The organism is Halomonas sp. S3-1-1 (genome assembly GCF_023757625.1).
In the GTDB taxonomy this organism is placed as follows: domain Bacteria; phylum Pseudomonadota; class Gammaproteobacteria; order Pseudomonadales; family Halomonadaceae; genus Vreelandella.
In genome coordinates, this window is the sequence record NZ_JALGBZ010000001.1 from 354877 (window position 1) to 380008 (window position 25132).

At 63.2% G+C, this 25132-nt stretch carries 25 protein-coding genes; 9 read left to right on the top strand and 16 right to left on the bottom strand.

Annotation, left to right across the window (positions count from 1 at the left end):
• Positions 1-8: 8 nt before the first annotated feature.
• Entirely contained in the window at positions 9-2024 is a 2016-nt protein-coding gene (locus MQW23_RS01770) for a methyl-accepting chemotaxis protein (RefSeq protein WP_252106103.1), read from the bottom strand.
• Positions 2025-2399: 375 nt separating this feature from the next.
• On the opposite strand from MQW23_RS01770, the gene MQW23_RS01775 reads away from it, so the two are divergent.
• Positions 2400-3329 carry a hypothetical protein gene (locus tag MQW23_RS01775; protein WP_252106104.1) on the top strand — a complete coding sequence of 310 codons (930 nt, stop codon included), beginning with the start codon at positions 2400-2402 and terminating at the stop codon, positions 3327-3329.
• Positions 3330-3344: 15 nt separating this feature from the next.
• Here the strand turns inward: MQW23_RS01775 and MQW23_RS01780 are convergent, their stop codons facing one another.
• The 6 genes from MQW23_RS01780 to MQW23_RS01805 all read right to left on the bottom strand — a co-directional run bounded on the left by MQW23_RS01780 (position 3345) and on the right by MQW23_RS01805 (position 7569).
• The gene (locus tag MQW23_RS01780; protein ID WP_252106105.1) at positions 3345-4511 is read right to left on the bottom strand and encodes a glutathionylspermidine synthase family protein; all 1167 of its coding nucleotides are present in this window, start codon (positions 4509-4511) and stop codon (positions 3345-3347) included.
• A gap of 5 nt (positions 4512-4516) precedes the next feature.
• On the bottom strand, positions 4517-5128 hold the full coding sequence (locus tag MQW23_RS01785; protein WP_252106106.1) for a DUF1190 domain-containing protein: 612 nt from the start codon (positions 5126-5128) through the stop codon (positions 4517-4519).
• 10 nt (positions 5129-5138) lie between these two features.
• On the bottom strand, positions 5139-5549 hold the full coding sequence (locus MQW23_RS01790) for a DUF350 domain-containing protein (protein WP_252106107.1): 411 nt from the start codon (positions 5547-5549) through the stop codon (positions 5139-5141).
• Positions 5550-5602: 53 nt separating this feature from the next.
• Positions 5603-6322 carry a DUF2491 family protein gene (locus tag MQW23_RS01795; protein WP_252106108.1) on the bottom strand — a complete coding sequence of 240 codons (720 nt, stop codon included), beginning with the start codon at positions 6320-6322 and terminating at the stop codon, positions 5603-5605.
• Between the two features lie 77 nt (positions 6323-6399).
• Positions 6400-7092, bottom strand: a complete 693-nt coding sequence (locus MQW23_RS01800; protein ID WP_252106109.1) for a PspA/IM30 family protein — start codon at positions 7090-7092, stop codon at positions 6400-6402.
• 15 nt (positions 7093-7107) lie between these two features.
• Positions 7108-7569: a DUF2170 family protein gene (locus tag MQW23_RS01805; protein ID WP_252106110.1), complete on the bottom strand. Its 462-nt coding sequence runs from the start codon at positions 7567-7569 to the stop codon at positions 7108-7110.
• A gap of 173 nt (positions 7570-7742) precedes the next feature.
• Between MQW23_RS01805 and MQW23_RS01810 the strand changes: the two genes are divergently transcribed.
• The gene (locus MQW23_RS01810) at positions 7743-8366 is read left to right on the top strand and encodes a cyclodeaminase/cyclohydrolase family protein (protein ID WP_252106111.1); all 624 of its coding nucleotides are present in this window, start codon (positions 7743-7745) and stop codon (positions 8364-8366) included.
• Here the strand turns inward: MQW23_RS01810 and MQW23_RS01815 are convergent.
• The 5 genes from MQW23_RS01815 to dctP form a co-directional block, all read right to left on the bottom strand.
• Positions 8361-9881, bottom strand: a complete 1521-nt coding sequence (locus MQW23_RS01815; protein WP_252106112.1) for a malonate--CoA ligase — start codon at positions 9879-9881, stop codon at positions 8361-8363. The genes MQW23_RS01810 and MQW23_RS01815 overlap by 6 nt on opposite strands.
• Complete coding sequence (locus MQW23_RS01820; RefSeq protein WP_252106113.1) at positions 9878-11236, bottom strand: malonyl-CoA decarboxylase; 1359 nt, start codon at positions 11234-11236, stop codon at positions 9878-9880. The genes MQW23_RS01815 and MQW23_RS01820 overlap by 4 nt, the downstream gene beginning before the upstream one ends.
• Before the next feature lie 12 nt (positions 11237-11248).
• Positions 11249-12583: a TRAP transporter large permease gene (locus MQW23_RS01825; RefSeq protein ID WP_252106114.1), complete on the bottom strand. Its 1335-nt coding sequence runs from the start codon at positions 12581-12583 to the stop codon at positions 11249-11251.
• A gap of 2 nt (positions 12584-12585) precedes the next feature.
• Positions 12586-13107: a TRAP transporter small permease subunit gene (locus MQW23_RS01830; protein ID WP_252106115.1), complete on the bottom strand. Its 522-nt coding sequence runs from the start codon at positions 13105-13107 to the stop codon at positions 12586-12588.
• Between the two features lie 94 nt (positions 13108-13201).
• Positions 13202-14191: a TRAP transporter substrate-binding protein DctP gene (dctP, locus tag MQW23_RS01835; RefSeq protein ID WP_252106116.1), complete on the bottom strand. Its 990-nt coding sequence runs from the start codon at positions 14189-14191 to the stop codon at positions 13202-13204.
• 147 nt (positions 14192-14338) lie between these two features.
• Here dctP and MQW23_RS01840 point away from each other — a divergent pair, with 147 nt between their 5' ends.
• From MQW23_RS01840 to MQW23_RS01855, 4 genes are all read left to right on the top strand, one after another.
• Positions 14339-15022: a GntR family transcriptional regulator gene (locus tag MQW23_RS01840; protein ID WP_252106117.1), complete on the top strand. Its 684-nt coding sequence runs from the start codon at positions 14339-14341 to the stop codon at positions 15020-15022.
• A gap of 90 nt (positions 15023-15112) precedes the next feature.
• Entirely contained in the window at positions 15113-16111 is a 999-nt protein-coding gene (locus tag MQW23_RS01845; protein ID WP_252106118.1) for a GlxA family transcriptional regulator, read from the top strand.
• Positions 16102-17250 carry an MFS transporter gene (locus MQW23_RS01850; RefSeq protein ID WP_252106119.1) on the top strand — a complete coding sequence of 383 codons (1149 nt, stop codon included), beginning with the start codon at positions 16102-16104 and terminating at the stop codon, positions 17248-17250. Before MQW23_RS01845 ends, MQW23_RS01850 begins: the two co-directional genes overlap by 10 nt.
• A 32-nt stretch (positions 17251-17282) precedes the next feature.
• The gene (locus MQW23_RS01855; protein WP_252106120.1) at positions 17283-17456 is read left to right on the top strand and encodes a DUF1289 domain-containing protein; all 174 of its coding nucleotides are present in this window, start codon (positions 17283-17285) and stop codon (positions 17454-17456) included.
• Positions 17457-17484: 28 nt separating this feature from the next.
• Here MQW23_RS01855 and MQW23_RS01860 read toward each other — a convergent pair whose 3' ends face one another.
• The 4 genes from MQW23_RS01860 to MQW23_RS01875 form a co-directional block, all read right to left on the bottom strand.
• Positions 17485-18528 (bottom strand): ABC transporter ATP-binding protein, encoded by a 1044-nt coding sequence (locus tag MQW23_RS01860; protein WP_252106121.1) that lies wholly within the window; start codon positions 18526-18528, stop codon positions 17485-17487.
• A complete protein-coding gene (locus tag MQW23_RS01865; protein WP_252106122.1) occupies positions 18516-20219 on the bottom strand; it encodes an ABC transporter permease in 1704 nt (567 codons plus the stop codon). The genes MQW23_RS01860 and MQW23_RS01865 overlap by 13 nt, the downstream gene beginning before the upstream one ends.
• A complete protein-coding gene (locus MQW23_RS01870; protein WP_252106123.1) occupies positions 20219-21196 on the bottom strand; it encodes an ABC transporter substrate-binding protein in 978 nt (325 codons plus the stop codon). The genes MQW23_RS01865 and MQW23_RS01870 overlap by 1 nt, the downstream gene beginning before the upstream one ends.
• Before the next feature lie 100 nt (positions 21197-21296).
• On the bottom strand, positions 21297-21776 hold the full coding sequence (locus MQW23_RS01875) for a peptide-methionine (S)-S-oxide reductase (protein ID WP_252106124.1): 480 nt from the start codon (positions 21774-21776) through the stop codon (positions 21297-21299).
• Positions 21777-22120: 344 nt separating this feature from the next.
• On the opposite strand from MQW23_RS01875, the gene MQW23_RS01880 reads away from it, so the two are divergent.
• From MQW23_RS01880 to MQW23_RS01890, 3 genes are read left to right on the top strand one after another with little or no spacing between them, the layout of a single operon-like run.
• Complete coding sequence (locus MQW23_RS01880; protein ID WP_252106125.1) at positions 22121-22987, top strand: putative selenate ABC transporter substrate-binding protein; 867 nt, start codon at positions 22121-22123, stop codon at positions 22985-22987.
• Between the two features lie 2 nt (positions 22988-22989).
• The gene (locus MQW23_RS01885; RefSeq protein ID WP_252106126.1) at positions 22990-23643 is read left to right on the top strand and encodes a phosphonate ABC transporter ATP-binding protein; all 654 of its coding nucleotides are present in this window, start codon (positions 22990-22992) and stop codon (positions 23641-23643) included.
• The gene (locus tag MQW23_RS01890; RefSeq protein WP_252106127.1) at positions 23643-25118 is read left to right on the top strand and encodes a PhnE/PtxC family ABC transporter permease; all 1476 of its coding nucleotides are present in this window, start codon (positions 23643-23645) and stop codon (positions 25116-25118) included. Before MQW23_RS01885 ends, MQW23_RS01890 begins: the two co-directional genes overlap by 1 nt.
• The last annotated feature ends 14 nt before the right edge of the window (positions 25119-25132 follow it).

Here is a 25132-nt window from a genome sequence, read left to right on the forward strand (position 1 = left end):
CCTTGCCATCAGCGCTCGTCCGTAGGCGGCACGTCGAAGGTGAACTCCTTGACCAGCGCGTTGAGCTCGGCAGACATCCGAATCATCTCCTGGCTGATCTCGGTGATATGGCGGACCGACTGGGCGTTGCGGGCGCTGGCGGTATCGATGTCGCGCAGGGCGGTCACTACCTGACTGCTGGCGGTTTTCTGCTGTTGGGTAGAGAGCGATATCTGCTGCGCGGCGCTGCTGGTTTGGCTTGCGGCTTTCAGCACGGCCTCCAGGTCCTGGGCGGTCGTAAGGCTGACCTCAACACCTTTCTCGATCGAGGCCGCGCCTTTTTCCGAGGTCACGACCAGGCGGCTGATAGCGCGCTGAATCTCCTCGGTATGGTCCTCGATTTCCTGAGTGGAGTCGGTGACACTATCGGCGAGCCGGCGGATTTCGCTGGCCACCACGGAAAAGCGCCGCCCGGATTCGCCAGCGCTCGACGCCTCGAGCGCGGCGTTGAAGGCGATCAGCTTGGTTTGCGCGGCCAGGGTGTTGATCAGCTCCATGACTTTGCTGATCTGCTTGGACTTGGCTCCCAGCGCCATGATGTCGGCAAGGCTTTGCTCGCTGTCGCTGCGGATCGCCTGCATGCGTGACTGTAAATGCTCCATCGCGCCGGAGCCCTTGCGGCTACGCTCGAGCGTCTGGTTGGCCACGTCCACCACCGATTGGGAGTGGTCGGCAATCTGCGTCGAGGACGCGGAGAGTTCCTCCATCGTGGAGGTAATTTCCGCCACTGACGAGGCCATCTCCTCGACGGCGGCGGCCATGGTCTGGTCGGTCTCGAATAGGGGATCGCTGCGGGTCACGCCGGATAGCCCTGCGGTTTGCGCCAGCCGGTCAGCCACGTGATTAAGTGCTAAGGCGTTGTCGGAAACGGCGGTCATGGCGCGGCTTAGGCGCGCCAACAGTTCGTTGGTTTGATCGGCCAAGTCACCGAGCTCGGCACGGTCGTCGGTGGCGACCCGGCGGGTCAGATCAAGGCTCAGCGTGATCTCCTTGAGCTGGCGCTGAAAGCGCGTCAGCGGGCGCAAGAGGCTTACGGTAAGCGGATAGAGCACCACCAGGCCGATCAGCAGAATCAAAAGCCCCCACCCGGTCGAAGCCAGAAAACGTAGTTGCGCGGCCCGTATATATTCGCTTTTGGCCACTTCGATCATCAGGTAGCGACCAAGCTCGGGCACCCAGCGCGTCGCCGTCAGGTAAGGCGTGTCGTCGTGCAGGACTTCGTCGACGTGGGTGCCGCTTCTTGGCAGTACCGTCGGCGCGGGGCCGACGGCCGGGTCGCCCCGTGCGCCGCTATCGCTATTGATCATCAGCTCGCCGGCGGCGTTGAGTAACGCCGCATGGCCGGTGGCGCCAAGTGAAAAATCCTCGATGAGCTGCGCCATCTGGGTGAGGTTCAGTGCCGCGCCGGCCACTACCACCGGGCGGGCGTTGGGCGCCAGCGCTTCGCTGCGAAAGTTTAGAAACACGAAGTCGTCGCCCGGAGTGAATGTGTCGCTGTCCAGATTGAGGTTGTAGGGCGCTTCGCTATCGGTGAACTCGTAATACCAGCGGTCGTCGCTGGTGGGGCCCTGAAGCGGACGCTGTAACAGATCGCCGTCGCGGTACTGAAAGTAATAGGCACCTGCCGGCGACTGCACGGCAAAGAAGAGCAGGTCCGCCTCGAGTTGTTCGACCGGGCGCGCAAGATAGCGAGCGATGTTTAGTCGCTCCTCGACCGGCAGCCCGTCGCGTACCCATTGTTCCAGCACGTAGCTATTGGCAATGCCCTCCGATACCGCCAGCGACGGGCTCAAACGCAGCACCAGGCGCGTAGCCAGAGCCTCGACCCGCTCGGGCAACTCCTCGTTGATCAAACGCTCCAACCGCGCTTGGCTTTGGGCGTGAGCCTGAAGATAGAGCGCCAGCAGTAACGTGAGCGTCAGCACCGCCGCAAAAGAGAGAAACTGTCTCAAACTCAGGGGCAGGGATTTCCAGCGTGCCTTCATCCGGGCGGGACTCCAAAAGGGTCGAACGGCGAGCGGTGACCAGATAATTAATAACGTGTGATTAGTTCTATAGTACCGCTAAATGCGCTGAGCGTTACAGTTACTAAGCGCGCTTTAATTGGTCAATTTTGTGAATTAATGTGAAATCCCGAAAAAAACATAAGGCCATAACCTGATTCAATAATTGTACAGTACCCGTGTTGAGAGGATGGACGGATTCACAAGCGAACCGGGCTTTTAAAGCAAAATATCGCTTATTAAATAGCGTTCGGCAGGATTTTTACCGGTGTGGGCAAAGCGTAATTATTTTGACAAAAGTGATACAGGGAAGTAATTTATAGCGGTCAAAATGACATCTTTGCAGAGGAAGCAATCATGTTGTCACTCTCTCACCGGTCGACGTTGAGCGTTCTTCGCTCGGTCGCGGCTCAGCACCACAAGGTAAAGCATACGGACATGCTGCCCTGTGTCGGCACGCCGGAACGCGCCGGTCTGGCCCACGCGGTTGCCCATCTGTTCGGCACCCAAAAGCTGACGCTGGCGGATACCGCGATCACGCTTGATGAGTGGGCCGGCGCCATCGCCGAGCGCGCGGATATCGAGTATTTAAACCTGTTCGATACCTCGCCCAACGCGTTTTGTAACCGCTTGCAGCGCCCATACCGCCACGCGGGTACGGCGCTGGCGCAGGAGGCCCAGTCGCTCAAAGCGTTTTTGGGGCTGTCTGGCTCCAGTGAGCGCACGTTGATCAGTTGGCTCTCACTGCAAACCGTGTCCGGCTTCATGCTCGGCGTGCTGCTGCCCCAAGCGGGGGGCTGGCAAACACGTTCGCTGTTCGAAAGCGCCAGCGCGCTCTGGGAGCTCAATGCCGGTGACGTCGTGGCCACCGATAGCCAGCGCTGGCACCAGCTCGCCCAGCGTCTGCCGTCGCTGCCCGCCGACATTACCGCGATCGCGACTTCGCCGCTGGACGCCGCCACCTGGCAGGCATTGAAGGAGAAAGGGGTAGCGCATATCGTCGAGCTATACAGCGAGCCGGCGCTGGGTGTGATCGCCGCGCGGCGCTCCCAGACAGAGGCGTTCGAGCTTCTGGCGCACTGGCACCCGACCGAAAGCGACGACTACCTTTTGTGCCTGGCCAAAGGCAGCGAGCCACGGGAAGTCAGGCTCGAGGAGCCGGTCGCCTGGACTGGCGCCCGCAACTTCAAGGCGATCGAGTCCGAGCCACTCACTCATCAGGCGCTTTCCCGTTGGGTAAGCTGCTCGGCGATCCCGAGGCCGCTTCAGGACGCGACGGCCGCGTAAGCGATTTCGCTTAAGTTAAATGATCGCGTGGGGCACGAAGCAGGACGAATCCTTGGTAATGCGCCCCACGTCCTCACGAATGCCCATACCGCAGGCGCGATCGCCCACCACCCAGCTGCCCACCAGCGCGTGAAACTGCCCGAAACGCGGCATCGGGTGGTAAGCCTGTCGAATCCAGGGGCTGTCCACGTAAGGCCCCGCCACGTCTTCGAAATCCCCATCATTGGTCTTGAGCTGAACGTTACTCCCCTCACGGGAGAAAAACGGCTTGCGCACCCAGCCAGGCGTTAGCGCTTTCTCGTCCGGTTTTTCAAAGTAGGCGGGCAGCAGGTTGGGATGATCCGGATACTCTTCCCATAAAAGCGGCAGAATCCCCTTATTGGAGAGCACCGCCTTCCAGGGCGGCTCGAACCAGTGGGTGGAAAGCTCGGGGATGAGTTTGCCGAATTCCTCCTGGGCCAGCTCCTCCCAAGGGTAGAGCTTGAACAGCGCCTTGATCGGCGCCTCACTCAGATCCACGAAGTAGTCGCAGCCGGGCTGAACGCCAATATCCTCGGTATGAATGAACGGTGCCTCGAGGCCCGCCTGCACGGCGATATCCTGCAGGTAGTGAACCGTGGCGCGCTCCTCGACGTTGTCCTTGATGCAGGAGAAGTGGAGCGTGTTATCACTCAGGCGTTGGCCGATATGCGCCAGCGCCCCTAAAAGCTTCTCCTGAATCGAGTTGAACTGATCCGCGTGGCGCGGGATCAGCCCCTGCTCGATCGCCTGCTCGAGCCATACCCACTGAAAGATACCCGCTTCATAAAGCGAGGTGGGTGTGTCGTAGTTGAGCTCCAACAGCTTGGCCGGGCCGTCCCCCGAGTAGGCGAAATCCATGCGCCCGTAAAGATGAGGTTGGCCCGCGCGCCAGGAGTCGAAAATGGCGTCCCACATGAACTCCGGAATGCTCAAACGCTGCATCAGGGCGTTGGAGTGACACACCTTGTCGACGAGCGCCATGCACATCTCGTGAAGCTCCTCGGTCGGGGCTTCGATATCGCGCTCTACCTGTTCAAGGGTGAACTGGTAGTAAGCGCTCTCTTTCCAGTAGGGTTCGCCGTCGATGGTATGAAAATGAAACCCCAGCTCTTGGGCCAGGGCTTTCCACTGCGCGCGCTCCTTGATCTCGACTCTGAGCATGAAGGTCAGGAACCCCAACCGCCGCGGGCGGAGGAGCGCGAGCCGAAGCCGCTGCGCTGGGTCGCTTGGCGGTTTTGCATCGCCGAGGTGCGCATGGTTTGCTGGCGCTGATTGACGCGCTGGCTGGCCTGGTTGGTGGCTGCGTTCCAGTTGCCCTGGTTTTGCCGGTTGCGATAGACAGGCTCCTGATAAAGCCCTTGGCTCGTCGCGCCACGGCTGGTGCGGGACATCATGTTGCCCACCATGTAGCCCATCAGCGCCGGCATGAACCAGCCGCCGCCACCGCCACCGCCGCCGGTCGCGGCCTGGGCCTGCTCCTCGGTCGGCGCCACGCAGGCACCTTCGCCGTGTTCGGCTTCGCAGGCCTCGAGCGAGTCAAAGCGCGGCACTTCCTTGATCGAGGCTTCGTAAGACTCCTCGCAGGCGCTTTGGGTATAGACGTTCGCCTCGACGCACTCCTCGACACTCTGGTAGCTGCGCGGGCTGTCGAAACGGACGTCGGTCACTTCCTCGGGCTGGCCACAGCCGGTCAGCGTGAAGGCGCCGGCGCCCATCAGTGCCAAAGAGAGCCGCGCGCTGCGCTTGCGCGAGGGCAGGTGATTGTCGTGCTGGTTCATGAAAGACTCCTTACCACGTCATCGAGGCGGCGTTGAGTAAACCGACCGCAATGCAAATACTGCCGACCAGAATCCCGTAGGCCATGTGGCCTTCGTTGATATGGGTCGAAAGGCTTTCGCCCTGATTCTGAAGAACGACTTTCAAGCCGAAGAACGTCGCCAGCTGTACGCCGAAGGCGATCACACCCCACAGCAAAAAGTCGATGAAGTTGATCGAGTTCGCCATGGCGCTATAAAGCGGCAGGGTAAAGCCGATGATCGAGCCCGCGTAGGCGGTAGCGGCCGCTGCGTTACCCTGACGAATCAGCGCCCACTCCTTGTGCGGTGTGATGCGGCTGTAGCAGTACATAAACGCGCCCAAAAGAATCAGCGCGCCGATTAGATAGCCGAGAAAGTGGGGCAGGCCTTGCAAATAGTTCATGGTCGAGTCTTCCGAGTTGACGAATGAGGTCTGACAGCATAAGACGCCGGGGGTCAAATAGCATCAATGTCTATCGAGGCGACGTCAACGCCCAGATTCTCTACCAGCATGAAACCATCTTCGCCATCGTCCTCGGCGCTCAAAAGCACGTACTCCATGCGCTCGGCGCCTTCGATGGAGCGCTCGTACAGCATGGCGTGGTGCACCACTTGCCTTGTCATGACGCTTTCCTGAGTCATGACCTGCTCCTCGAACTGCACCGGCGGCGACCACTCGCTTTCCGGCTCGCCCCATACGCGGTCGAAGACGCGCTCGCCTTCGTCTGCGGTCGAGGCCACGGTAAGGCGCTTGACGCCGAGCGTGCTCGTCTGGCCCTCATCCGGGTTCAAGAGCGCGTCGAACTCGTCGTTTGAGAGATGGCTCACCCGGTAGAAGTCGAACACCTTGTACTCGATGACCTGCTTGCCCTCGACGTTGGCCTGAAGCCAGGTATCGTTTTCCAGATAAAAGCGCACCAGGTGCGCGCCCTGGCCCAGCTCCACGTGGCCCACGGCGGCGATGTGGTAATCACGCTCGCTTTCCCACTGAAACAGCGTATCCGGGTAGGCGGCGAGCTCGTTGAGCTTCAGCCGCACCCGCCCATCCAGACGCAGCCCGGCGAAGTCGCTCGACGACATGCCGATGGGAAGGCCAGCGGTGAAATCCGATGACGGCGCTTGCGCTTCAAAACGCTCGCGTTGCCCGCCAAGCAGCGCTTTCAGAGTTTTCAGCATTCGGCTCTCCAAGGGATCGGTCGACGCTCGGCGACGGCCTAGCGGCCATCGCCGTGGGCGTTACGGGTTAAAAGGGCTCACTCGGTGGGCGTCTTTTTTGCCCGAATGCGGGCCAATACGTCGTCCGCGCGGCGCTCGTTGGCACCGATACCTGCGGCCTTTAGGCGGCTTTCGAGTTCGCTTCCGCTCTCTTCGGCGCTGAGCTGCTCGGCGGCCTTCATCTGGGCGCTATCCAGCGCCTGGCGCTCGCGGATACGCTCGAGCGACTCCATCGCGCTACCCATGGCGCTGTTTTGGCCGGAGTGGCGAGCGGCCACGGCGGACTGGGCGCGCTGGGCGGACTCCGTCGCCTTGACCACGCTGACCTGCTGCTTGAGCTGGCGCAGCTGGTTTTCGGTGTTGCGAATGGTGTTGCGCAAACTCTCGATGCTGGTATCGAACTCGCCCACGATCTGCTGCTCGGCCTCGAGCGCCTCGGTCAGGGCAACGATGCGCTCGGCTACCTCGACGGCGAGCTGCTCTTCGCCGCGATCCAACGCCGCTTCGGCGCTGTGCTCGAGCTCATCGATCTTCTTTTCGAGGGTGGCGGCCTTGTCGCTATTGATCTGGCGCTGGCCCATCAGGCGGGCAAGCTCGGTTTTCGAAGCTTTCAGGTTCTGCTCGGCGTCGCGAATCTCCTGGTCGAGGATACGCAGGGCCTGGGAGTCGACGACGGCCTGGCCGGTTTCATTGGCCTTGCCGCGCAGCGCGGTCATGATCTTGTTGAGCATAAAAATTCCTCGGGGTTAACGCGGCGAATGGGAAAAATCGGACTGGATAAGGCGCGCCACTTCCATCGCCGCGCTCGCCGTGGCGTGAAGCTCAGCGCAGATGGAGGCGAGTCGCGAGTCGCCGAAAAGCTGGCCATAAGCCACGTAGTAGTCGCGCCCATCCAGGGTGACGATCCCGACGGAGGCCAGCGGCAGCATCACGCCCTGACGCAGCAGCTCTTCGTTTAGCGCGGTCTGGTCCGGCACGCTGTCGACCGGCGTAATGGTGGTCATCGCCACCCATTCGTCGTCGCTTTTGGAAAGCGTGAGCGTCAGGTTGCCGTAGTCGTGCAGCGCAAAAATGAGGGTATCGTTGTCCTCGTCGAGCTCCATATCGGCTCTGGGCCACTCGAGGGAGCCGTCGTGGGCGGCGCTAGCCACGATGCGCTCGTGAAGTTCGGCCGCGGAGGCGGCGGGTGTGTCGGTAAGCGTCGTCACAAGTGATACTCCCTGATAAAAAGCGTCCATGAATAAAAGCGAAGATCGAAAGACAAGGATAGACCCTGACACTCCGATACGGCGCGGGACAAATGAATTAACCTGAAACGTGTCTTTTTAAGACCCGGCACGCCCGTGCGAGTTCTCGCACCCACCGCTTTCGAGGAACGTTCATGACTCATGATACAGCGCACGCCGGTGTTTGGCAGATGCCGCTCGATGACTTTCGCGACGCCCTGGCCCTAAAACCCATGCCGGGCTGCGGCGCCGCGGCCGCCGTCAGCGCAAGCGTTGGCCTGGCCCTGATACTCAAGGGGCTACACCTTGGCCAGCAGCACGCGCAAAGCGATGACCGTCAGGCGTTGATCGACGAGGGGGAAGCGTTAAAACAGGCGCTGTCGCCGCTGGCCGACGAGGACGTGGCCGCGTTCGAGGCGATGATGGCCGCGCTAAAGCGGCCCAAACGCTCATTTGATGAGAAAGCCGCCCGGCGTGAGGCCATCCACGCGGCGGCCAGCCGGGCCGTTCAGGTGCCGCTGGATACAGCTCGGCGCTGCCTGGAGGCGCTGACGCTTGGCCAACAAGCGCTTTCGCACATCGAGCCGCAGTTTGAAAGCGACGCCACCGCCGGCGCCTATCTGCTTCACGCCGCGGTTCAAGGCGTGCTGCTCAACGTCGACGCCAATCTCGACGCGCTGGGCGACGAGCAGGCCAAACGCCGCGCGCGCGCGGCGCAAGCAGCGATTCGCGAGCAATCCCGGACGCTGATCCAGGCGTTCGAGGCGCGCTCATCATGACCGATAGGTGTTCTCGAAGCGCTGGCGCAGCTGGTTTTTCTGCACCTTGCCCATGGTGTTACGCGGAAGCTCATCGACAAAAAACACCCGCTTGGGCTGTTTGTATTTGGCCAGCCGCCCTTGAAGATGCTCGAGAATCGCTTGCTCGTCGGCTTGGGCGCCGGGCTTGAGCACGACCACGGCGGTTACGCCTTCGCCGAAATCCGGGTGGGGCAGGCCGATCACCGCGGATTCGTCGACCGCCTCGAGCTCGTCGATCAGCTGCTCGACCTCCTTGGGGTAGACGTTGTAGCCTCCGGAGATCACCAAATCCTTGTCGCGCCCGACGATATGCACGTAGCCCTGGGTATCGCGCAGGGCCAAGTCGCCGGTGATGAAAAAGCCGTCGTCCAGTAGCTCCTCGCGGGTTTTTTCCGGCATGCGCCAGTAGCCGATGAACACGTTGGGCCCGCGCACCTGAAGGATGCCGATATCGCCGTCCTCGACATCACGGCCAGACTCGCGGTCGATGATACGGATCTCGACCCCGTCCAGCGGCATACCGACCGTGCCCGCGCGACGCTCGCCTTCATAGGGGTTGGAGAGGTTCATGTTGGTTTCGGTCATGCCGTAGCGCTCGAGAATTGCCTGGCCGGTTTTCTCCTCGAAGGCCTGGTGGGTTTCCGCCGTGAGCGGCGCCGAGCCCGAGACGAACAGGCGCATGTTGGCCGTCGCCTCCGGGGTCAGGCGCGCATCCTGAACCAGCCGGGTGTAGAAGGTGGGAACACCCATCATCACGGTGCCCTGCGGTAGCTCCTCGAAGATCACGTCGGCGTCGAATTTGGGCAAAAACAGCATGCGGGCGCCGGCCATCAGCACCACGTTGCAGGCGACGAACAGGCCGTGGGTATGAAAGATGGGCAGCGCGTGAATCAGCCGGTCCTCGGCGCTAAAGTGCCACGCCTTGGCCAGCGTTCTGGCGTTGGAGGCCAGGTTTTGATGGGTCAGCATGGCGCCCTTGGAGCGCCCGGTGGTGCCGGAGGTATAGAGAATGGCGGCCAGATCCCGGGAAGAGAGCTCGGCGATCTCCTCCTGCGGCGTTGCCTGCGCGGCTTTTTCCCACAGCGTGCCGTCGGCACTTTGCCCCAGGGTCTCCACCGCGGGGCAGCCGGTTTTCTCGGCGATCTCGCGCGCCTGCTCCAGCGAGGCCGGCGCGCAGACGAATAGCGCAGGCTCGGCGTCGCTCAGGAAATAGTCGATTTCATCGCCGGTGTAGCCGGTATTGAGCGGCAGGTAGACGCCGCCGATACGCAGGCAGGCAAGATACAGCAGAATCGCCTCGGGGCTTTTCTCGACCTGTACGGCCACGCGGTCGCCTTTCTTAACGCCTAGGGCGACGAGCGCACCGGCCAGGCGCGCGCTTTTATCATACGCGTCACGGTAGGTGTAGCGTCGGCCTTCGCGGGTAGTGATGAACTCGGCTTCGGCACGCGTGCTCATCGTCGCGGCAAAGGTGTCGAACAGGTTGTGGTTCATTTGGAAATCTCTCCCTTGGCCAGTGTTTTTCGCGCCCGGCGGGCCAGATCGCGGACCTCGCTGGTGCAGGCCACGGCCTTTTTAGCGGTGTAGTTTTCGTGATTGCGCTCGATGTCGTCCAGCACGTAGAGGTAGTTGACCATGAGCCCCGCCGCCTGCTGAACACCCTTGGTCGAGGTGTCGCCCAGCCAGTTGATGCGGTGAAGCTCGGCACCGTTGCCCAGATGAAAGCGCGCCACCGGGTTGAGCGGCAGCCCGCCTGGATGTTTGACATCGACCAGGTAGTGGGCCGCCAGCGGCTTGATCACCTCTTTCAAGCGCTCCTCGCGCTCGCTGTCCGCCGGCCAGCCCGGGGTGTCGAGCGTCTTGAGCGCCGCCTGAACCTCTTCCGACCAGTGAGGGCTTTGGCGCTGCTCTGAAAGCCACTGGGTAAAGCCCGGCACCGGCGAGAGCGTGACGAAGTACTTGAGCGAGGGCAGCTCCTGTTTGAGCTCCTGCACGACCTGCTTGATCAAAAAGTTGCCAAACGAAATACCGCGCAGCCCGGTCTGGCAGTTGCTGATGCCGAAAAAGGCAGCGGTATCGGCGTTGTCCGGCTCCTTCAGGCCGCTCTCCTCACCCTTGAGAATCGGCTGGATGCGGTTGGGCAGGCCCTTGTGTAGCGCCACCTCGACGAAGATTAGCGGTTCGTCGCCGATCGCCGGATGAAAGAAGGCGAAGCAGCGCCGGTCGCGCGCATCGAGACGGCGGCGCAGATCGTTCCAGTCCTGAATCTCGTGCACCGCTTCGTAGCGAATGATCTTCTCGAGGATCGAGGCCGGCGTATTCCAGTCGATGCGCTTGAGCATCAAAAAGCCGCGGTTGAACCAGGAGCCGAACAGGTGGGCGAAGTCCTCGTCGATGGGCGCAAGCGCTGGCTGTTCGCGCAAAAGCCCGAGCAGGTCCTCGCGCATCTTGACCAGCTCGAAAGTGCCGTCGCTTGCCAGGTTCAAACGCCGAAAAAGCTCCTGACGCCGGGGCTCGCAGGCCTCGAACAGCGCCTGAAGCGTGAGGTTGTCGCGCTCTTTCGAGTACGCCGCGTAGGCGGTGTCGATCTGCGCCGGGTCGGCGGCGAAATCCGCGGCCAGGCGCTCGAAGAAAGCGGTTTTCTCGTCGGCAGCGAGGCGCTGGTAGAGCGCCAGCGCTCTACTTGCCAGCGCAATACTCGATGCCTCGCCGTCGCTGGCCATCAAGGCGTTACATGCCTTGATCAGCTGGTGATGATCCGGCGTCGCCGCTTCCGGCTGCTTGCGCCGTAACAGCGCGTCACGCTGGGTGATGTTGTTGAAAAGCTCCTGCAGAAACGTCATGTTCATAATGCGCCTCCTCTAGCCCATGATCAGATTGGGCAGCCACAGGGCGATACCGGGGAAGAGGCACAAAAGCAGGATGCCCAGCACCATGCACAGCGCGTAGGGCAGGCTTCCCAGCAGAATGTCGCGCAGCGAAATATCCGGCGCGATGCCCTTGATGATGAACAGGTTCAGACCCACCGGCGGGGTGATCAGGCCGATTTCCAGATTGATGGTCAGGATGACCGCGAACCAGTAGGGGTCGAAGTCGGCGGCCAGAATGATCGGCAGCAGAATCGGCGCGGTCATCACGATCACCGCCACCGGCGGCAAAAAGAAGCCGGCGACAAGCAAAAACAGGTTGATGACGCCCATCAGCACCCAGCGATTGACCTCCAGATTGGCGATCGCCTCGGCCACGGTCTGGGTGATGAACATCGACGAGAGCGCATAGGCGAACACTTCGGCGGTGGCGATCACCAGCATGATCATTACGCTTTCACGCAGCGAGTCGCGCATGATCAGTTTGATCGGCCCCACCTGCCACATGCGGTAGATGATCACCGCCAGGGCCAGACAGAGAAACGCGCCGACGCCAGCGGCCTCCGACGGCGTGGCCACACCGCCGTAAAGCGCGAATAGAATACCCGCGACCACGGCCAGGAAGGGCAGCACCCGTACCAGTGCTTTCAGGTTGGCATCGACATTCTCCTTGACCGTTTGAGTGAGCTTTTCGGCAGACGCCGCCATGGGGTTGTTATATCCGCCGGCCAGCTTGCAGGCGATCATCGTCCACACCATGAACAGCCCGGCCAGCATGAAGCCGGGTACGACGCCGGCAATGAAGAGCCGCCCGATCGAGGTCTCCGTCGAGATGCCATAAATGATCATGGTGACCGAGGGCGGGATCAGAATGCCCAGCGTGCCGCCGGCGGCGATGCAGCCCGCCGCCACGCCGTCTGGGTAGCCGCGCACGCGCATCTCCGGAATACCCATCTTGCCGATCGCCGCGCAGGTGGCCGGCGATGAGCCGGACAGCGCTGCGAAGATCGAACACGCCCCGATATTGGACACCGCGAGCCCGCCGGGCAGCCGACCCATCCAGAGATCGAGCGAGCGATAAAGATCGCGCCCGGTCGGCGAGGAGGCCACCGCCGCGCCCATCAAAATGAACATTGGAATGGCAACGAAGCCGAACTCGGCGATACGGTCGAAAAAGGTTTCACCGAAGTAGGTAAGCTCTGACGGCCCGCGGTCGTAGAGCAGGGCGAGCAGCGACACGCCGCCGAGGGCAAACGCGATCGGCGTGCCGATCGCCATCAGCACAATCAAGCCCACCGCCACCACGATACCCAGCGTAATCGGATCCATGGCTAGCCCTCCCCGCGCAGAATTTCGGCGACGTACTGAAGCGACAGCAATGTCGCGCCCAGCGCCATGGGTAGAAGTGCCGGCCAGAGCGTCGGGTTCCAGACCGAGCCGGTGGTCCAGCCGCCGTGAAACGCCTCGAGCACGTAGACCCAAGCGCCGTAGGCAAGTGCGGCGCAAAAGCCCAGCCCGAAGAGCGCGGCGACCAGCTGCATCGCGCGTTTGATCACGCCCCCGAGGGCGTCGGGCAAAATGGTGATGGCGACGTGGCCGCCGGTCATCAGCACGTAGGGGCTGCCCAGCAGCATGGCGCCGGTCACGGAGAAGATGGTGAACTCGGTTTGCCAACTGGTGCTCATGCCCAGCGCGTAGCGGATGAACACCATTTGGCAGATCGCCAGCACCCCGGCGATGAAAAGCGCGCAGGCGAGATAAGCAAAAAAGCGCGAGAGCATATCCATGGAGCGGATATACCCGCCGATGACCCCGGCGCGCGCGGCGGGGCGTTGCGTCGTTGTAGTCGTCATAAAGGCCTCATCGAGCTAAGCGGGCGATACCCCTGGTTGGCCACTTCCTGCGTACTGACGCGCGAAGTGGCCAAGGGGGAGCGTGAGTAAGGGCTTACTCGACCGCTAATGCCGCATCGATGATGGCTTGGCCGTTGGGAACGTTATCAGCGAAGTTTTTGTAGGAGGTCTCGCGGGCAATATCCAGCCAGGCGTTGTAATCCTCTTCGCTCATGCTGACGACCTCGACCCCGTTCTCCTCATAGACATCGACCATCTGCTGATCGATCGCCGCGGCCTCTTCGGCGAAGAACGCCTCGGCGGCTTCGCCGGCCTCCATCAGCGCGTTCTGCTGGGCCTCATCGAGGCCCTGCCAGACCTGCTCGGAGATCAGAATGGGCTCGTACATGAACCACAGTGCAAAGTCGCCAGGCTGGGTCATGCAGTCGACCTGCTCAAAAAGCCGGTAGGAGATGAACGACATCGAGGAGGTGTTGGCAGCGTCGAGTACGCCGGTCTGCATGGCGGTATAGATCTCGGAGGAGGGCATCGAGGAGATCGAGGCGCCAGCGGCTTCGAGCATCTCTTCAAACGCCGGGCCCGCCGCGCGGATAATCTGGCCGTCGACCGTATCGGGGGACGTAATACACTGCTCGCTGGAGGCAAAGCCGCCGGAGAGCCAGGCGTCCGCCAGCACGCGGGCACCGCCATCGATGATCACGTCCTTGATCATCGTCATGTACTCGGAGTCGTTGAGGCGCTGGGCGTGAGCCTGGTTGCGCACCAGCCCCGGCATCAGCGTCGCCGAAAACTCCGGGTGGCGGCCGCTGGCATAATCCAGCGGAAGGGACGTGATATCGAGGCGGCCGCGGGTAATGGCGCCCCACTGTTCGCGAGCCTTGAACAGCGACTGACCGGGGTAGACTTCGATGGTCAGGCCCACATCGGCGGCGGCCACGTCGCGGGCCATCATCTGGACCATTTCATCGCGAATGTCGCCCTGGCCACCGGGAAACTGGTGCGAGGCGCGTAGAACGGTATCGGCAGAGGCGGCGGATGCGCAGAGCGCAAGGGCGGTCGCCATCGGGAGTACGATGGGTTTCATGAGGCATCTCCAACGTTTGTTTTTGTGTGTTTGGAAGCGCTTTTTAATGTTCATCAGTGAGACTGATATATATTTCAATAGCGTTTCAGTGTGCTAATGTCAAGAAGCATGCATAACAAAAATAAGTAATAAGCACGAGGAAAAGCCATGGTTTCCACCAAGCGCTCCAGCGCTCAGCGACTACGCGACAGTCTCGAAGACGACATCATCAACGGCCGACGAAAACCCGGCGAGCGGCTCGACCCGGAAGCGCTTGGCCGCGCCTTCAACGTATCGCGCACGCCGGTTCGCGAGGCCTTCCAGCACCTGGTGGCGAGCGGGCTGGTCACCGTGTCGCCCAAAAAGGGCACCTTCGTGGCAAGCGTGGGGCTTGACCGGCTCATCGAGATGTTCGAGGTCATGGCAGAGCTCGAAGGCATGTGCGCTCGGCTGGCAGCGCGGCGCATCACCGAGGCGGAGCTCGACGGTCTGCAGGCTGCCCATCGGCGCTGCGAGGCGGCGGCGCTGGCCGGCGATACCGACGAGTACTACTACGAAAACGAGCGCTTCCACGAGTGCATCTACGCCGCCAGCCACAACACCTTTTTGGCCCTCGAGGCGCGCCAGCTCAAGCAGCGGCTCAAGCCCTACCGACGCCTGCAGCTGCAGGTCCGCCAGCGCATGCGCGGCTCTTTGGCCGAGCATCAAACGATCGTCGATGCGATCACCCAAGGCGACGCCGCCCAGGCCGAGCAGGCGCTTTGCGAACACGTATTGATCCAGGGTGAGCGATTCAGCGATTTCGCCGCCAGCGTTCATCGCCTTCAAGCCCAGGTAGGCTCGACCGGCTAGGGGGATGTCCCGATCGGTGGGGTGATGGTCCTTGCCGACATGGCGCCGGCGACGGACACTGGGCCGACCCTCTCGCTTCGGAGACGCCGCGTGACGCGCCCCATCGCTTTCATCGCCTACCCAGACTGTCAGATGCTCGATATCAGCGGGCCCTGGCAGGTCTTTGCCACCGCCAACAAGCTCAGCGGTGAAACGCGCTATCGCTTGAGCCTCGCGGCGAGCGCCCCGGGCTTGATCACCACCAACGGCGGCCTCGCGGTAAAGGCCGACTGCACCGTGAGTGAGCTTTCGCGTCAGCCGCTGGATACGCTGCTCGTCGTCGGCGGCAGCGGCGTGATGCAGGCGCGCTTTGATCCGGCCCTGACGGCGGCGCTTTGCAAGCTGACACCCCAAGTGCGCCGGCTGGGGTCGATCTGCAGCGGGGCGTTTCTGCTCGCCGAGGCGGGGCTTCTGGACGGCTGCCGCGTGACCACCCACTGGCGCCGGGCAGAGCAGCTGGCGCGCGAATACCCGCGCCTTGCCGTCGAGCCCGACGCGCTGTATCTCGAAAGCCGCGGGCGCTACACCAGCGCCGGGGTCACGGCGGGTATCGACCTGGCGCTTTCGCTGGTCGAGGCCGACCAGGGCGCCACGCTTGCCGGGCAGATCGCCCGAGAGCTGGTGATGTTCTTGCATCGGCCCGGCGGGCAGTCGCAGTTCAGCGAAATGCTGCGGGGCCAGAGCCGCGCCGGGCCGCTCAAGCGCCTGTTGGATGTGCTTCACACCGACCCCGGCGGCGCGCACAGCCTCGAAAGTATGGCGGCGGTCATGGCGGTTTCGCCGCGCCACCTCACGCGGCTGTTCAAGCGCCACCTGGCGGTCACTCCCGGCACCTACCTGGCCCGGCTGCGCCTGGAGCAGACGCGCACGGCGCTGCTCGACGCCCCGAACGTCTCGCTCGAGCAGCTGGCGGGGCGCTGGGGGCTTGGCGGCGCCGAGCAGCTGCGCCGGCTCTTTCAACGCCACTACGGCGTGTCGCCGTCCGTTTATCGCCAGCGCTTTCACCATGGGCGCAGCGACCCCCTTCAAGGAGATACCCCATGCCGCTAACGGTCATCCTGCTATCGCTTTGCCAGGCGCTGCTGGTCAGCGGCAACATTTTGTTGATCGCGGTCTCGCCGCTGGTCGGCGCCGCGCTCGCCCCCAGTGCCTCGCTTGCCACGATGCCGGTGGCGAGCCAGTGGCTGGGGCTGATGTGCGCCACCGTGCCCGCCTCCTTGATCATGGGCAGGCTTGGGCGCAAGCGCGGCTTCGTGCTGGGGAATCTGATCGGGCTTCTGGGTACCGGTGTGGCCATGGCGGCGCTTACACTGGGCCGCTTCCCGCTTTTTCTGCTCGCGACCTTTCTGATCGGCGTGGGCATCGGCTTTGGCCAGCTCTACCGCTTTGCCGCGCTGGAGGCCGCCGAGGCGCGCCACCGCGAGCTCGCCCTGGGACTGGTCATGGGCGGCGGGTTACTCGCCGCCTTCGCCGGCCCCTGGCTTGCCCGGTTCAGCCGCGAGCTCTTTGATATACCGTTTCTGGCAAGCTTTGTGGGGCTCGCCGCGCTCTACGTGCTCGCGCTTGGCCTGCTGCTCGTCACCCGGCTGCCGCCGGCATTCAGCGAGGCGCCGACGGGCGGGCAGCGCCCGCTTAGCATGATTCTGCGCCAGCCCGTCTTCGTAGTGGCGGTCGTCTCGGCGATGGTCGGCTACGCGGTGATGAACCTGGCGATGACGGCAACGCCCTTGGCCATGGCCCATGCCGGCCACGGCTTCGATCACGTGGCGATGACCATTCAGTGGCACGTGGTGGCGATGTTCGCGCCGTCGTTTTTCACCGGCCCCTTGATCGCCCGGCTGGGCGCTCGCAGGGTGATCGTCACAGGCTGCCTGCTACTGGCGGCGAGCACGTTGGCCGCCCAGTTCTCGCTGACCGTTGCCGGCTTCAACGTGGCGCTGGTGCTGCTCGGGCTTGGCTGGAACTTTACGTTTTTGCCGGCCACCGGGCTCGTCGGCCAGGCCTACCGCCCCGCGGAAAAGGCGCGGGTACAGGCGGCCAACGAGTTTCTGGTGTTCGGCACCGTGGCGCTGTCGGCGCTTTTAGCCGGGCCGTTGGTGAGCACGCTTGGTTGGGCGGCGCTCAACGCGTGGCTGCTGCCGGTGTCGCTTTTGCCTATCGCCTTGCTGGCGTGGCAAAAATATCGGTAGGATCACGCTTTTGGACAAGGTGCGCGCCACTCATGGCTCAGACGATCGAAAGCCCCTGTATCGGGGTCTGCAAGCTCAAGAGCGGGCTCTGCACCGGCTGCGGGCGCAACATGGACGAGATCAGCCGTTGGCCCTCCATGAAGCGCCCGGAAAAGATGTCAACGCTCAAGCGCGCCGAGCAGCGGCGCAAAAAGCTCGCGCGCTAATATCTTTTCTGGCGAGTCCCTTTCGCGACTAATCCCTCTCCAGACACCAGCCCTCGGTCAGCGTGAGCGCCACTGATTGGCCGGGCGTCAGCGCGCGCGGGTGGTAGGCCATGAGCGCGGTGCCGTCTTGTAGTTGCAGGTGCAGCTCGAAGCGCTCGCCGCGAAACGTTTGATGCTCGAGGCGGGCGCTCAGATCCCGGGCGGTCGGGGCATCGGCTTTGATGCGAACGTGCTCCGGGCGCACCAGCACCGGCTGAGTGCGTGATGCGAGCGGGGCGGTTAGGCCCTGCATCAATGTGGCCTCAGTCAGGCGCTGGCCCGGGGCGCCGTTGGCGATGTAAAGCTCGCTGCCCTGGCCGATGAAGCCCGCGACCCACTGGCTTTTGGGCTCGCGGTAGAGCGTTTCGGGCGTGGCCCACTGAACGAGGCGGCCCTCGCGCATTACCGCGATGCGATCCGCCAGCGCCATCGCCTCGCTCTGGTCGTGGGTCACGTAGACCATGGTGGCCTGGGTGCGGCGGTGAAACGCTTGAAAGCTCTGCTCCATGGCGGCGCGCAGGTGACGGTCCAGGTTCGCCAGCGGCTCGTCGAGCAGCACCACCGCCGGCTCCACCACCAGACAGCGCGCCAGCGCCACCCGCTGGCGCTGGCCGCCGGAAAGCGCTTGGGGCGTGCGGCTGGCATAGCCTTCGAGCTCTACCAGCGCCAGCGCCCGATGAACGCGTTCGCGGTAGGCCGCACCGCGCACCTTTTTGAGCTTCAAGGGGTAGCCGACGTTGTCCGCCACGCTCATGTGCGGCCACAGCGCGTAGGACTGAAACACCATCGCCATGTGGCGCTGCTCCGGCTCGACGTGGTGCGAGGCGCTTGCCAGCAGCGTGTCATTCAGGCGGATCTCGCCCCGGGAGACCGGCTCGAAGCCCGCCAGCATGCGCAGCATCGTGGTCTTGCCGCAGCCGCTGGGGCCTAACAGGGCGACGAACTCGCCGGGCTCAACGGTAAGCGAGAGATCGTCGACGGCGGCGTGCTCGCCAAAGAACTTGCTGACGCCTTCGATACTCAGCGCTGCCATGGCACGACTCCCTTGGGCAAACGAGGCGCCAGCAGGCTCAGGGCCAGCATCAGCGCGGCGACCAGCATGACCACCAGTATTGATACCGCCGAGGCCAGCACGCTTTCGCCGCCTTCATCCAAATTGAAAATCAGCACGCCTAGGGTTTCGTTGCCGGCGCTCCACAAAAGCGCCGAGACCGTGAGCTCGTTCACCGCGAGTAAAAACACCAACAGTCCGCCGGCGAACAGCGCCGGCGCCACCAGCGGCAGCACGATCGTGGCCATTCGCCGCCAGGGCCCGGCGCCGGCGAGCTGGGCGGCCTCCTCCAGCGACGGGTCGAGTTGAGCGAGACTGGCCGCCACCGGTTTCAAACACACCACCAGAAAGCGCGCTAGGTAGGCGATGAAAATCAGCGTCAGCGTGCCGTATAGCGCCACATCGATGATCGGCAGCGGGCGCACGAACAGCAGAATGCAGGCGATGGCAAGCACCACCCCGGGCAGCGCGTAGGGCAGCTCCACCGCGCCGAGCGCCAGGCTCTGAAGCCTGGGCGGCAGCCGGTAAAGGCGGTAGGCCAGCGGCAGGCTCGCGGCCATCAGCAAAAGCGCGGCGCCGCCGGCGAGCCACAGGCTGTTGCTCACCGCTCGCCAGGTCGCGCCCTGGCGGCTCAGTACCTCTTCATAGGCTGCGAGCGTGGCGGTGGCCGCGTTGAGCGGCACGCCCATGGCGGGCACCAGCGAGCTGATCATAAGGGCAGCGAGCGGGGCGACGAGAATCACCAGCAGCACGGCCACCATCAGTGCCGTGACGGGAAGCTTGAGGCGACCAAGTAAAAAGTCGTGGGCGCGGCCGCTGTGGCCGGTCAGCCCAAAGCGGCTGCGGCGCTGATAGCGCTGTTGAAGCGCCACGCCGAGCAGAGCGATAACGCCGATCAACAGCGACAGCGACGCCATTTCCGGCAGCACCCCGGTGCCGAAGCTCGCCATGCGCTGATAGATCAGCGTGGGCAGCACGTAAATCCCGGCGGGAATGCCGAGCATGGCCGGAATGCCGAAGTTACCAAGACTCGAGATGAACGCCATGGCCGCCCCCGCCACCAGAGCGCCGCGCGTCACCGGCAGCACGATATGACCCCATACCTGGGACTGGCGGGCGCCGCTGATACGCGCGGCCTCGATGAGCTCTCGCGGCAACGCCAACAGAGAGGTGCGCAGCGCCAGAAACACCAGCGGCGCCGCCTGAATGCCGAGCAGCAGCGCAATGCCCTCGGCGGAGTAGAGCGGCTGGGGGCTACCGAGCGCCGGCGCGATACCTAAACTTTTGAGTAGCGGGCTCGCTGGGCCGAAGAGCTGCAGCCAGGCAAGGGCCGTCACCTGAGGCGGAATCATCATCGGCAGCATGAAGCAGAATACCAGTGCCGCCTTGGCGCGAATGTCGGTCAGCGTGATCACGAAGGCGAACAGGCTGCCAAGCACGAGCGCGATCAGCGTCCCCAGCCCCGAGGTGTAGATGCTGTACCCGAGCGCCCGCCAGGTGGCGCCACTTTGAAGCACGCGCACAAGCGGCGCGTCGCTGCCAAGGCTTAAATCCCCCAGCGCCTCGAATAGAAGCCGCGCGCTGGGAGCCAGACTCAAGGTAACGATGACGAGCGTCAGGGCCGTTAAAAGCCAGCGCTGCTGGCCACCGGCACCGATCTCGAAGGCCGCCATCAGCCGCCGAACAACTCGCTAAAGCGCGCCTTCAGCGCCTCTTCCTGCTCGAGGGCATGGGCGGTATCCACCGGCATCAGCTCGATGGTATCCCGCGCGGGGAAGCCGTCTGGCGGTGCCACGCCGTCGCGGGCGGGCAGGTAGCCTTGGTCGCTGACCAGCTGCTGGCCGTCTTGCGAGAGCACGAAGTCGACGAACTGCTGGGCGGCGTCGACGTTGTCGGCATCCGCCATGATCGCCACCGGCTCGGTCACTGCGCTCACGCCCTCGTCGGGAAATACGAACTCGACCGGCGAGCCCTTGGCCGCTTCGCGAATCGGCAGAAAATCCACCACGATGCCGTAGGCCTTGGTGCCCGCGGCGATGGCGTTGAACACGCCGCCGTTGCCGCTTTGCGCCTCGACGCGATTGTCGCGAAGCCCCTCGTAATACGCCTCACCCAGCGCGGGGTTGCCGGTGATTGCCGCCATATGGATCAGCGCCGCCCCCGAGTAGAGCGGGCTTGGCATGGCCACCAAGCCTTCGTAATCGGGGTCGAGCAGGTCCTGCCAGCTCGACGGCCGATGTTCGGCGCCGGTGTTATAGACGATGCCGGTGGTGATCAGCTTGGTGCCGTAGTAGTAGCCGTCCGGATCGAAAATGCTCGAATCGAACGCCTCGCGCTCCGGGCTCTGGTAGGGCTGCAGGTGGCCGTCGCGCTTGAGCGACTCCATGGTCATGCTGTCGGCGATCAGGAGCACGTCCGGATTGCTCATGCCGGCGGCAAGCTCCGAGCGCAGTCTCGTCATCAAGCGCGTGGTGCCGTCGCGCACCCACTCCACCTCGATGTCGGGATGGGCGGCCATGAACGCATCGACGGTCTGCTGAGCGTCGCTTTGGGGCTGGCTGGTGTAGAGCGTGAGCGTGTCAGCGGCGCTGGCGCCGGCAAGCGTAAGGGCCGAGAGCGCAACGGCAAGGCAAAGCGGGCGTTTGAGCATGGGGACGTCTCCAGAAAGGTGAGCGTCCATTAGCCTACGAGCGTTGGCTTACACTTCCATGACAGCGCCGCTTGGGTGAACATCTTTGCTTGAAAACGCGCTAAACGCGATACTTGTGCAGCAGATCGAGCGGGATGTGGCAGTAGTCGTTGGGGTTGAGCGTCAAACGGTCCTGATGTTCCGGGTCGCTTTTGACATAGTTGGAAAGCGGCGCCACTTCGACCGCGATTCGGTCGCTATCGTCACGCGCGTGAATATAGGCCCTGGCCGCCTCAAGGTGCGCCGCTTGTCGGCTGTAGACCCCTGTGCGGTATTTTTCACCGACATCTTCCCCCTGGCGGTTAACGCTGTAGGGGTCGATGATTTCAAAGAAGTACCCCATCAGGGCCGAAACGCCCACCTCGCGCGTATCGAACTCGACGCGCACGCACTCGGCGTAGCCGTCGTAGTTCGAGGCGGTGGTCGAAGACGCGCCGTTGGCCCGACCGGCTTCGGTACCCACGACCCCGGGCAGGTGGCGCATGAACTCCTGCACGCCCCACAGGCAGCCGCCGGCAAAAAAGATCTCGTGTATGGCCATCCGTTTTACTCATCATCCAAATGTCGCCCCCTTAAAAACGAGAGAAGAGGGGCGGCGTTGATTTGATTGAGCGTTTTTTATAGAGACTCTTACAGGGCTTATCAAATTCAGAGTCTAACAAACGCGTCAGCGCCCGGGTGTCGCTTGGGGCTTGGCGCTTTGGCGTGGATACCTTTCATACGCAAGGCGCCCGTCGCCCGATGAGCGTCGACAATCCTTTGACGGTAAAGGATGATGTTTTTAAGCACCGTTTAACTGCCAACGACCGCGATTTTGTTATGCTGTCACGAGGTTTGCTTCGGCGTGCTCGGCGCCGGTTTCTTCATTCATGAAAGGACGCTCTTATGTCTCGCCCACCGCTACTGGCCCGTGCGGCCGTTCTGTTTGCGCTGGTGTCGCCGCTGGCCGCCGCCGATACGCTGGTGTTCACCGCTATTCCCGACGAGGACGAAACGCGCCTGCAGGAGCGTTTTCAGTCGGTGGCGGACTACCTCTCTGATGAGCTCGATGTCGACGTGCGTTTTATTCCCGTGACCTCCTACGCCGCCTCGGTCACCGCGTTTCGCAATAATCAGGTGCAGTTGGCCTGGTTCGGCGGCTTTACCGGCGTACAGGCGCGCGAGCTGGTGCCGGGCTCCCAGGCTATCGCTCAGGGCGTCGAGGACCCGGAGTACAAGAGCTACTTTATCGCCAATGCGTCCACCGGCATCGAGCCGGTCGAGTCCGATACCGCCCCGGAGGCGCTCGAAGGGCTTACCTTTACCTTCGGTTCGCAAAGCTCGACCTCCGGGCGGCTGATGCCGGAGTACTTTCTGACCCGGGATCTGGGTGCCTCGCCGGACGAGCTTTTTTCGCGCGTGGGCTACAGCGGCAACCACAGCCGCACGGTGTCGCTGGTGCAGTCCGGCGCTTATCAAGCGGGCGTGTTGAGCTATACCGCTTGGGAGAACGAGGTCGAACAGGGCAACGTCGACCCGGAGCAGGTGCAGATCGTCTGGGAGTCACCGACCTACCCGGACTACCACTGGACCGTGCGTGGCGACGTCGACGAGCGCTTCGGCGAAGGGTTCACCGAGCGGTTGCAGCAGGCGCTTTTGGACATGGACGACCCGGATCTTCTAGCGAGCTTCCCGCGCTCGGGCTTCATCCCCGCCTCGAACGAGGATTTCCAGCCGATTCATGACGTCGCCGTGTCGCTGGATCTGCTGTAAGGGTGAGCGACTTCGTTTTACAAGACGCCGAGGCGCACTACGGCGCCACGCGGGTGCTCGGGCCGCTTTCGCTGTCGATCGACAAGGGCGAGCACGTAGCGCTCGTTGGCAAGAGCGGGGCGGGCAAGTCCACGCTGCTCTCCTTGATGTATGACCGCTGGCAGAAACAGCCGGTGGCGCTGATGCCCCAGGCGCTGGGGCTGGTGGATACGCTGTCGGTGTTTCACAACGTCTACATGGGGCGGCTCGACCGCCACGCTTGGTGGCGCAACCTGACAACGCTTGCCAAACCCTGGAAGCGCGACATTGATGAGATCGTCGCACTGCTCGATGAGGTGGGTATTGGCGAGAAACGCTGGACCCCCTGCGGTGAGCTCTCCGGCGGCCAGCGCCAGCGCGTGGCGGCGGCCCGGGTGCTCTATCAGCAAGGAGCGCTCTTACTGGCCGACGAGCCGGTCTCAGCGCTCGATGGCCCCCAGGCAAGCAAGATCATGGGCAAGCTGACCCAGGGCTACCCGCGCACGGTGCTGGCGATGCACGATCTGGAGCTGGCGCTTGCGTTCTGCACCCGCATCGTCGGGCTCAAGGATGGCGCCATCGCGCTGGATGCGCCGAGTGAGACGCTCACGACGGCCTCTCTTCAGGATCTCTACTGATGCCGCTCTCCGCCACGACCCGCGTCACGCTCGGGCTCGTTCTGCTGGCGCTGGTGTGCCTGGCGCTTGGCGATTTCGAGATCAGCGCTCACGACCCCTGGCATTCGCTTGGCCATCTCTTTTTAGGCGTGATCCAGCCGGACTTCACCGCCGTGGATTCACTTGGCGAGGCGCTTTTGCGCACCGTGGCGTTTGCCTTCGTGGGCGTCGGGGTCGGGGCGCTGGCCGGGATGCTGCTGGCGCTGGTCTTTCACCGTTGGTGGGTGCGCACCTTCAGCGCCTTCATCCGCGCCATCCACGAACTCTTCTGGGCACTGATCTTTCTGCAAAGCTTCGGCCTGCACCCGCTGACCGGGGTGCTGGCCATTGCCATTCCCTACGCGGGAATCTTTGCCAAGGTCTACGCGGAAATCCTCGATGAAACCGATCCACTGCCCGGTGAGGTGCTGCCGCGCGGGGCCGATCGGGTCTCCAAACTCGTTTACGCGCGCATCAGCCAGGCCTGGCCTCATTTGGTGAGCTACACGGCCTACCGGCTGGAGTGCGGGCTGCGCTCCAGCGCGGTGCTCGGCTTCGTCGGCATGCCGACCATCGGCTATCACCTGATGGCGGCGTTCGCCCAGGGCCACTACCCGACGGTCGGGGCGCTGCTGCTGATGTTCTATCTGCTGATCGGTACGCTACGCCTTTGGGTGCGCCCGAAAATCCTGCCGCTTTATTTGCTTGCAGCGCCTTTCTTGCTGGGCACCGGGCTTCCCATCATGTGGGCGAACGTGACGCGGTTTTTTACCGAGGACATCGTGCCCGCGCCGCTCAGACGAGGGGAGGGGCTTCCCGCAATGTGGGAGTGGTTTACCCGGCTGTTCGTCGACCAGGCGCTGCCGGGCATCTGGAATACGCTGCTGCTCACCCAGATCGCGCTGGTGGCTACCGGAGCGCTGGCGCTGCTACTTTTCCCGCTGATTTCGCGCCACTTCACGGGCCGCTTCGGCGGCGTGGCAGGCCACGTAGTGCTGGTGGTGATGCGCTCGACGCCGGAGTACATGCTCGCGTTCATCCTGCTTCAGCTCTGGGGGCCGTCGATGCTGCCGGCGGTGGTGGCGCTGGCGCTGCACAACGGCGGCATCATCGCGCACCTCATCGGGCGGCGCAGCAACGAGGTGACACTTCGCCAGGATGCCCCGACGGGCGTCGACCGCTACGCCTATGAGATGGTGCCCCGACTTTACGGCCCCTTTCTGGCGCTTTTGTTCTACCGCTGGGAGATCATCATGCGCGAGACGGCGATTCTGGGCATCCTCGGCATCGCCACCCTCGGTTTCTACGTGGACAGTGCGATCCAGGAGATTCGTTTTGACCGCGCGATGGTGCTGATATTGATCACCGCGCTGCTCAACATTGGCGTCGACGTGCTGGCCAGGCGCCTACGCGGGCATTTGCGCCTGCGCCACGGGGTCAACCGCCAGCAGTGCTAGGCGCTCTCTGGCAA

What these genes read in the sequence shown, in the direction of transcription:
- MQW23_RS01770 (WP_252106103.1), bottom strand. Translation starts at nt 2,024, where the DNA reads ATGAAGGCACGCTGGAAATCCCTGCCCCTGAGTTTGAGACAGTTTCTC.
- MQW23_RS01775 (WP_252106104.1), top strand. Translation starts at nt 2,400, where the DNA reads ATGTTGTCACTCTCTCACCGGTCGACGTTGAGCGTTCTTCGCTCGGTC.
- MQW23_RS01780 (WP_252106105.1), bottom strand. Translation starts at nt 4,511, where the DNA reads ATGCTCAGAGTCGAGATCAAGGAGCGCGCGCAGTGGAAAGCCCTGGCC.
- MQW23_RS01785 (WP_252106106.1), bottom strand. Translation starts at nt 5,128, where the DNA reads ATGAACCAGCACGACAATCACCTGCCCTCGCGCAAGCGCAGCGCGCGG.
- MQW23_RS01790 (WP_252106107.1), bottom strand. Translation starts at nt 5,549, where the DNA reads ATGAACTATTTGCAAGGCCTGCCCCACTTTCTCGGCTATCTAATCGGC.
- MQW23_RS01795 (WP_252106108.1), bottom strand. Translation starts at nt 6,322, where the DNA reads ATGCTGAAAACTCTGAAAGCGCTGCTTGGCGGGCAACGCGAGCGTTTT.
- MQW23_RS01800 (WP_252106109.1), bottom strand. Translation starts at nt 7,092, where the DNA reads ATGCTCAACAAGATCATGACCGCGCTGCGCGGCAAGGCCAATGAAACC.
- MQW23_RS01810 (WP_252106111.1), top strand. Translation starts at nt 7,743, where the DNA reads ATGACTCATGATACAGCGCACGCCGGTGTTTGGCAGATGCCGCTCGAT.
- MQW23_RS01815 (WP_252106112.1), bottom strand. Translation starts at nt 9,881, where the DNA reads ATGAACCACAACCTGTTCGACACCTTTGCCGCGACGATGAGCACGCGT.
- MQW23_RS01820 (WP_252106113.1), bottom strand. Translation starts at nt 11,236, where the DNA reads ATGAACATGACGTTTCTGCAGGAGCTTTTCAACAACATCACCCAGCGT.
- MQW23_RS01825 (WP_252106114.1), bottom strand. Translation starts at nt 12,583, where the DNA reads ATGGATCCGATTACGCTGGGTATCGTGGTGGCGGTGGGCTTGATTGTG.
- MQW23_RS01830 (WP_252106115.1), bottom strand. Translation starts at nt 13,107, where the DNA reads ATGACGACTACAACGACGCAACGCCCCGCCGCGCGCGCCGGGGTCATC.
- dctP (WP_252106116.1), bottom strand. Translation starts at nt 14,191, where the DNA reads ATGAAACCCATCGTACTCCCGATGGCGACCGCCCTTGCGCTCTGCGCA.
- MQW23_RS01840 (WP_252106117.1), top strand. Translation starts at nt 14,339, where the DNA reads ATGGTTTCCACCAAGCGCTCCAGCGCTCAGCGACTACGCGACAGTCTC.
- MQW23_RS01850 (WP_252106119.1), top strand. Translation starts at nt 16,102, where the DNA reads ATGCCGCTAACGGTCATCCTGCTATCGCTTTGCCAGGCGCTGCTGGTC.
- MQW23_RS01855 (WP_252106120.1), top strand. Translation starts at nt 17,283, where the DNA reads ATGGCTCAGACGATCGAAAGCCCCTGTATCGGGGTCTGCAAGCTCAAG.
- MQW23_RS01860 (WP_252106121.1), bottom strand. Translation starts at nt 18,528, where the DNA reads ATGGCAGCGCTGAGTATCGAAGGCGTCAGCAAGTTCTTTGGCGAGCAC.
- MQW23_RS01865 (WP_252106122.1), bottom strand. Translation starts at nt 20,219, where the DNA reads ATGGCGGCCTTCGAGATCGGTGCCGGTGGCCAGCAGCGCTGGCTTTTA.
- MQW23_RS01870 (WP_252106123.1), bottom strand. Translation starts at nt 21,196, where the DNA reads ATGCTCAAACGCCCGCTTTGCCTTGCCGTTGCGCTCTCGGCCCTTACG.
- MQW23_RS01875 (WP_252106124.1), bottom strand. Translation starts at nt 21,776, where the DNA reads ATGGCCATACACGAGATCTTTTTTGCCGGCGGCTGCCTGTGGGGCGTG.
- MQW23_RS01880 (WP_252106125.1), top strand. Translation starts at nt 22,121, where the DNA reads ATGTCTCGCCCACCGCTACTGGCCCGTGCGGCCGTTCTGTTTGCGCTG.
- MQW23_RS01890 (WP_252106127.1), top strand. Translation starts at nt 23,643, where the DNA reads ATGCCGCTCTCCGCCACGACCCGCGTCACGCTCGGGCTCGTTCTGCTG.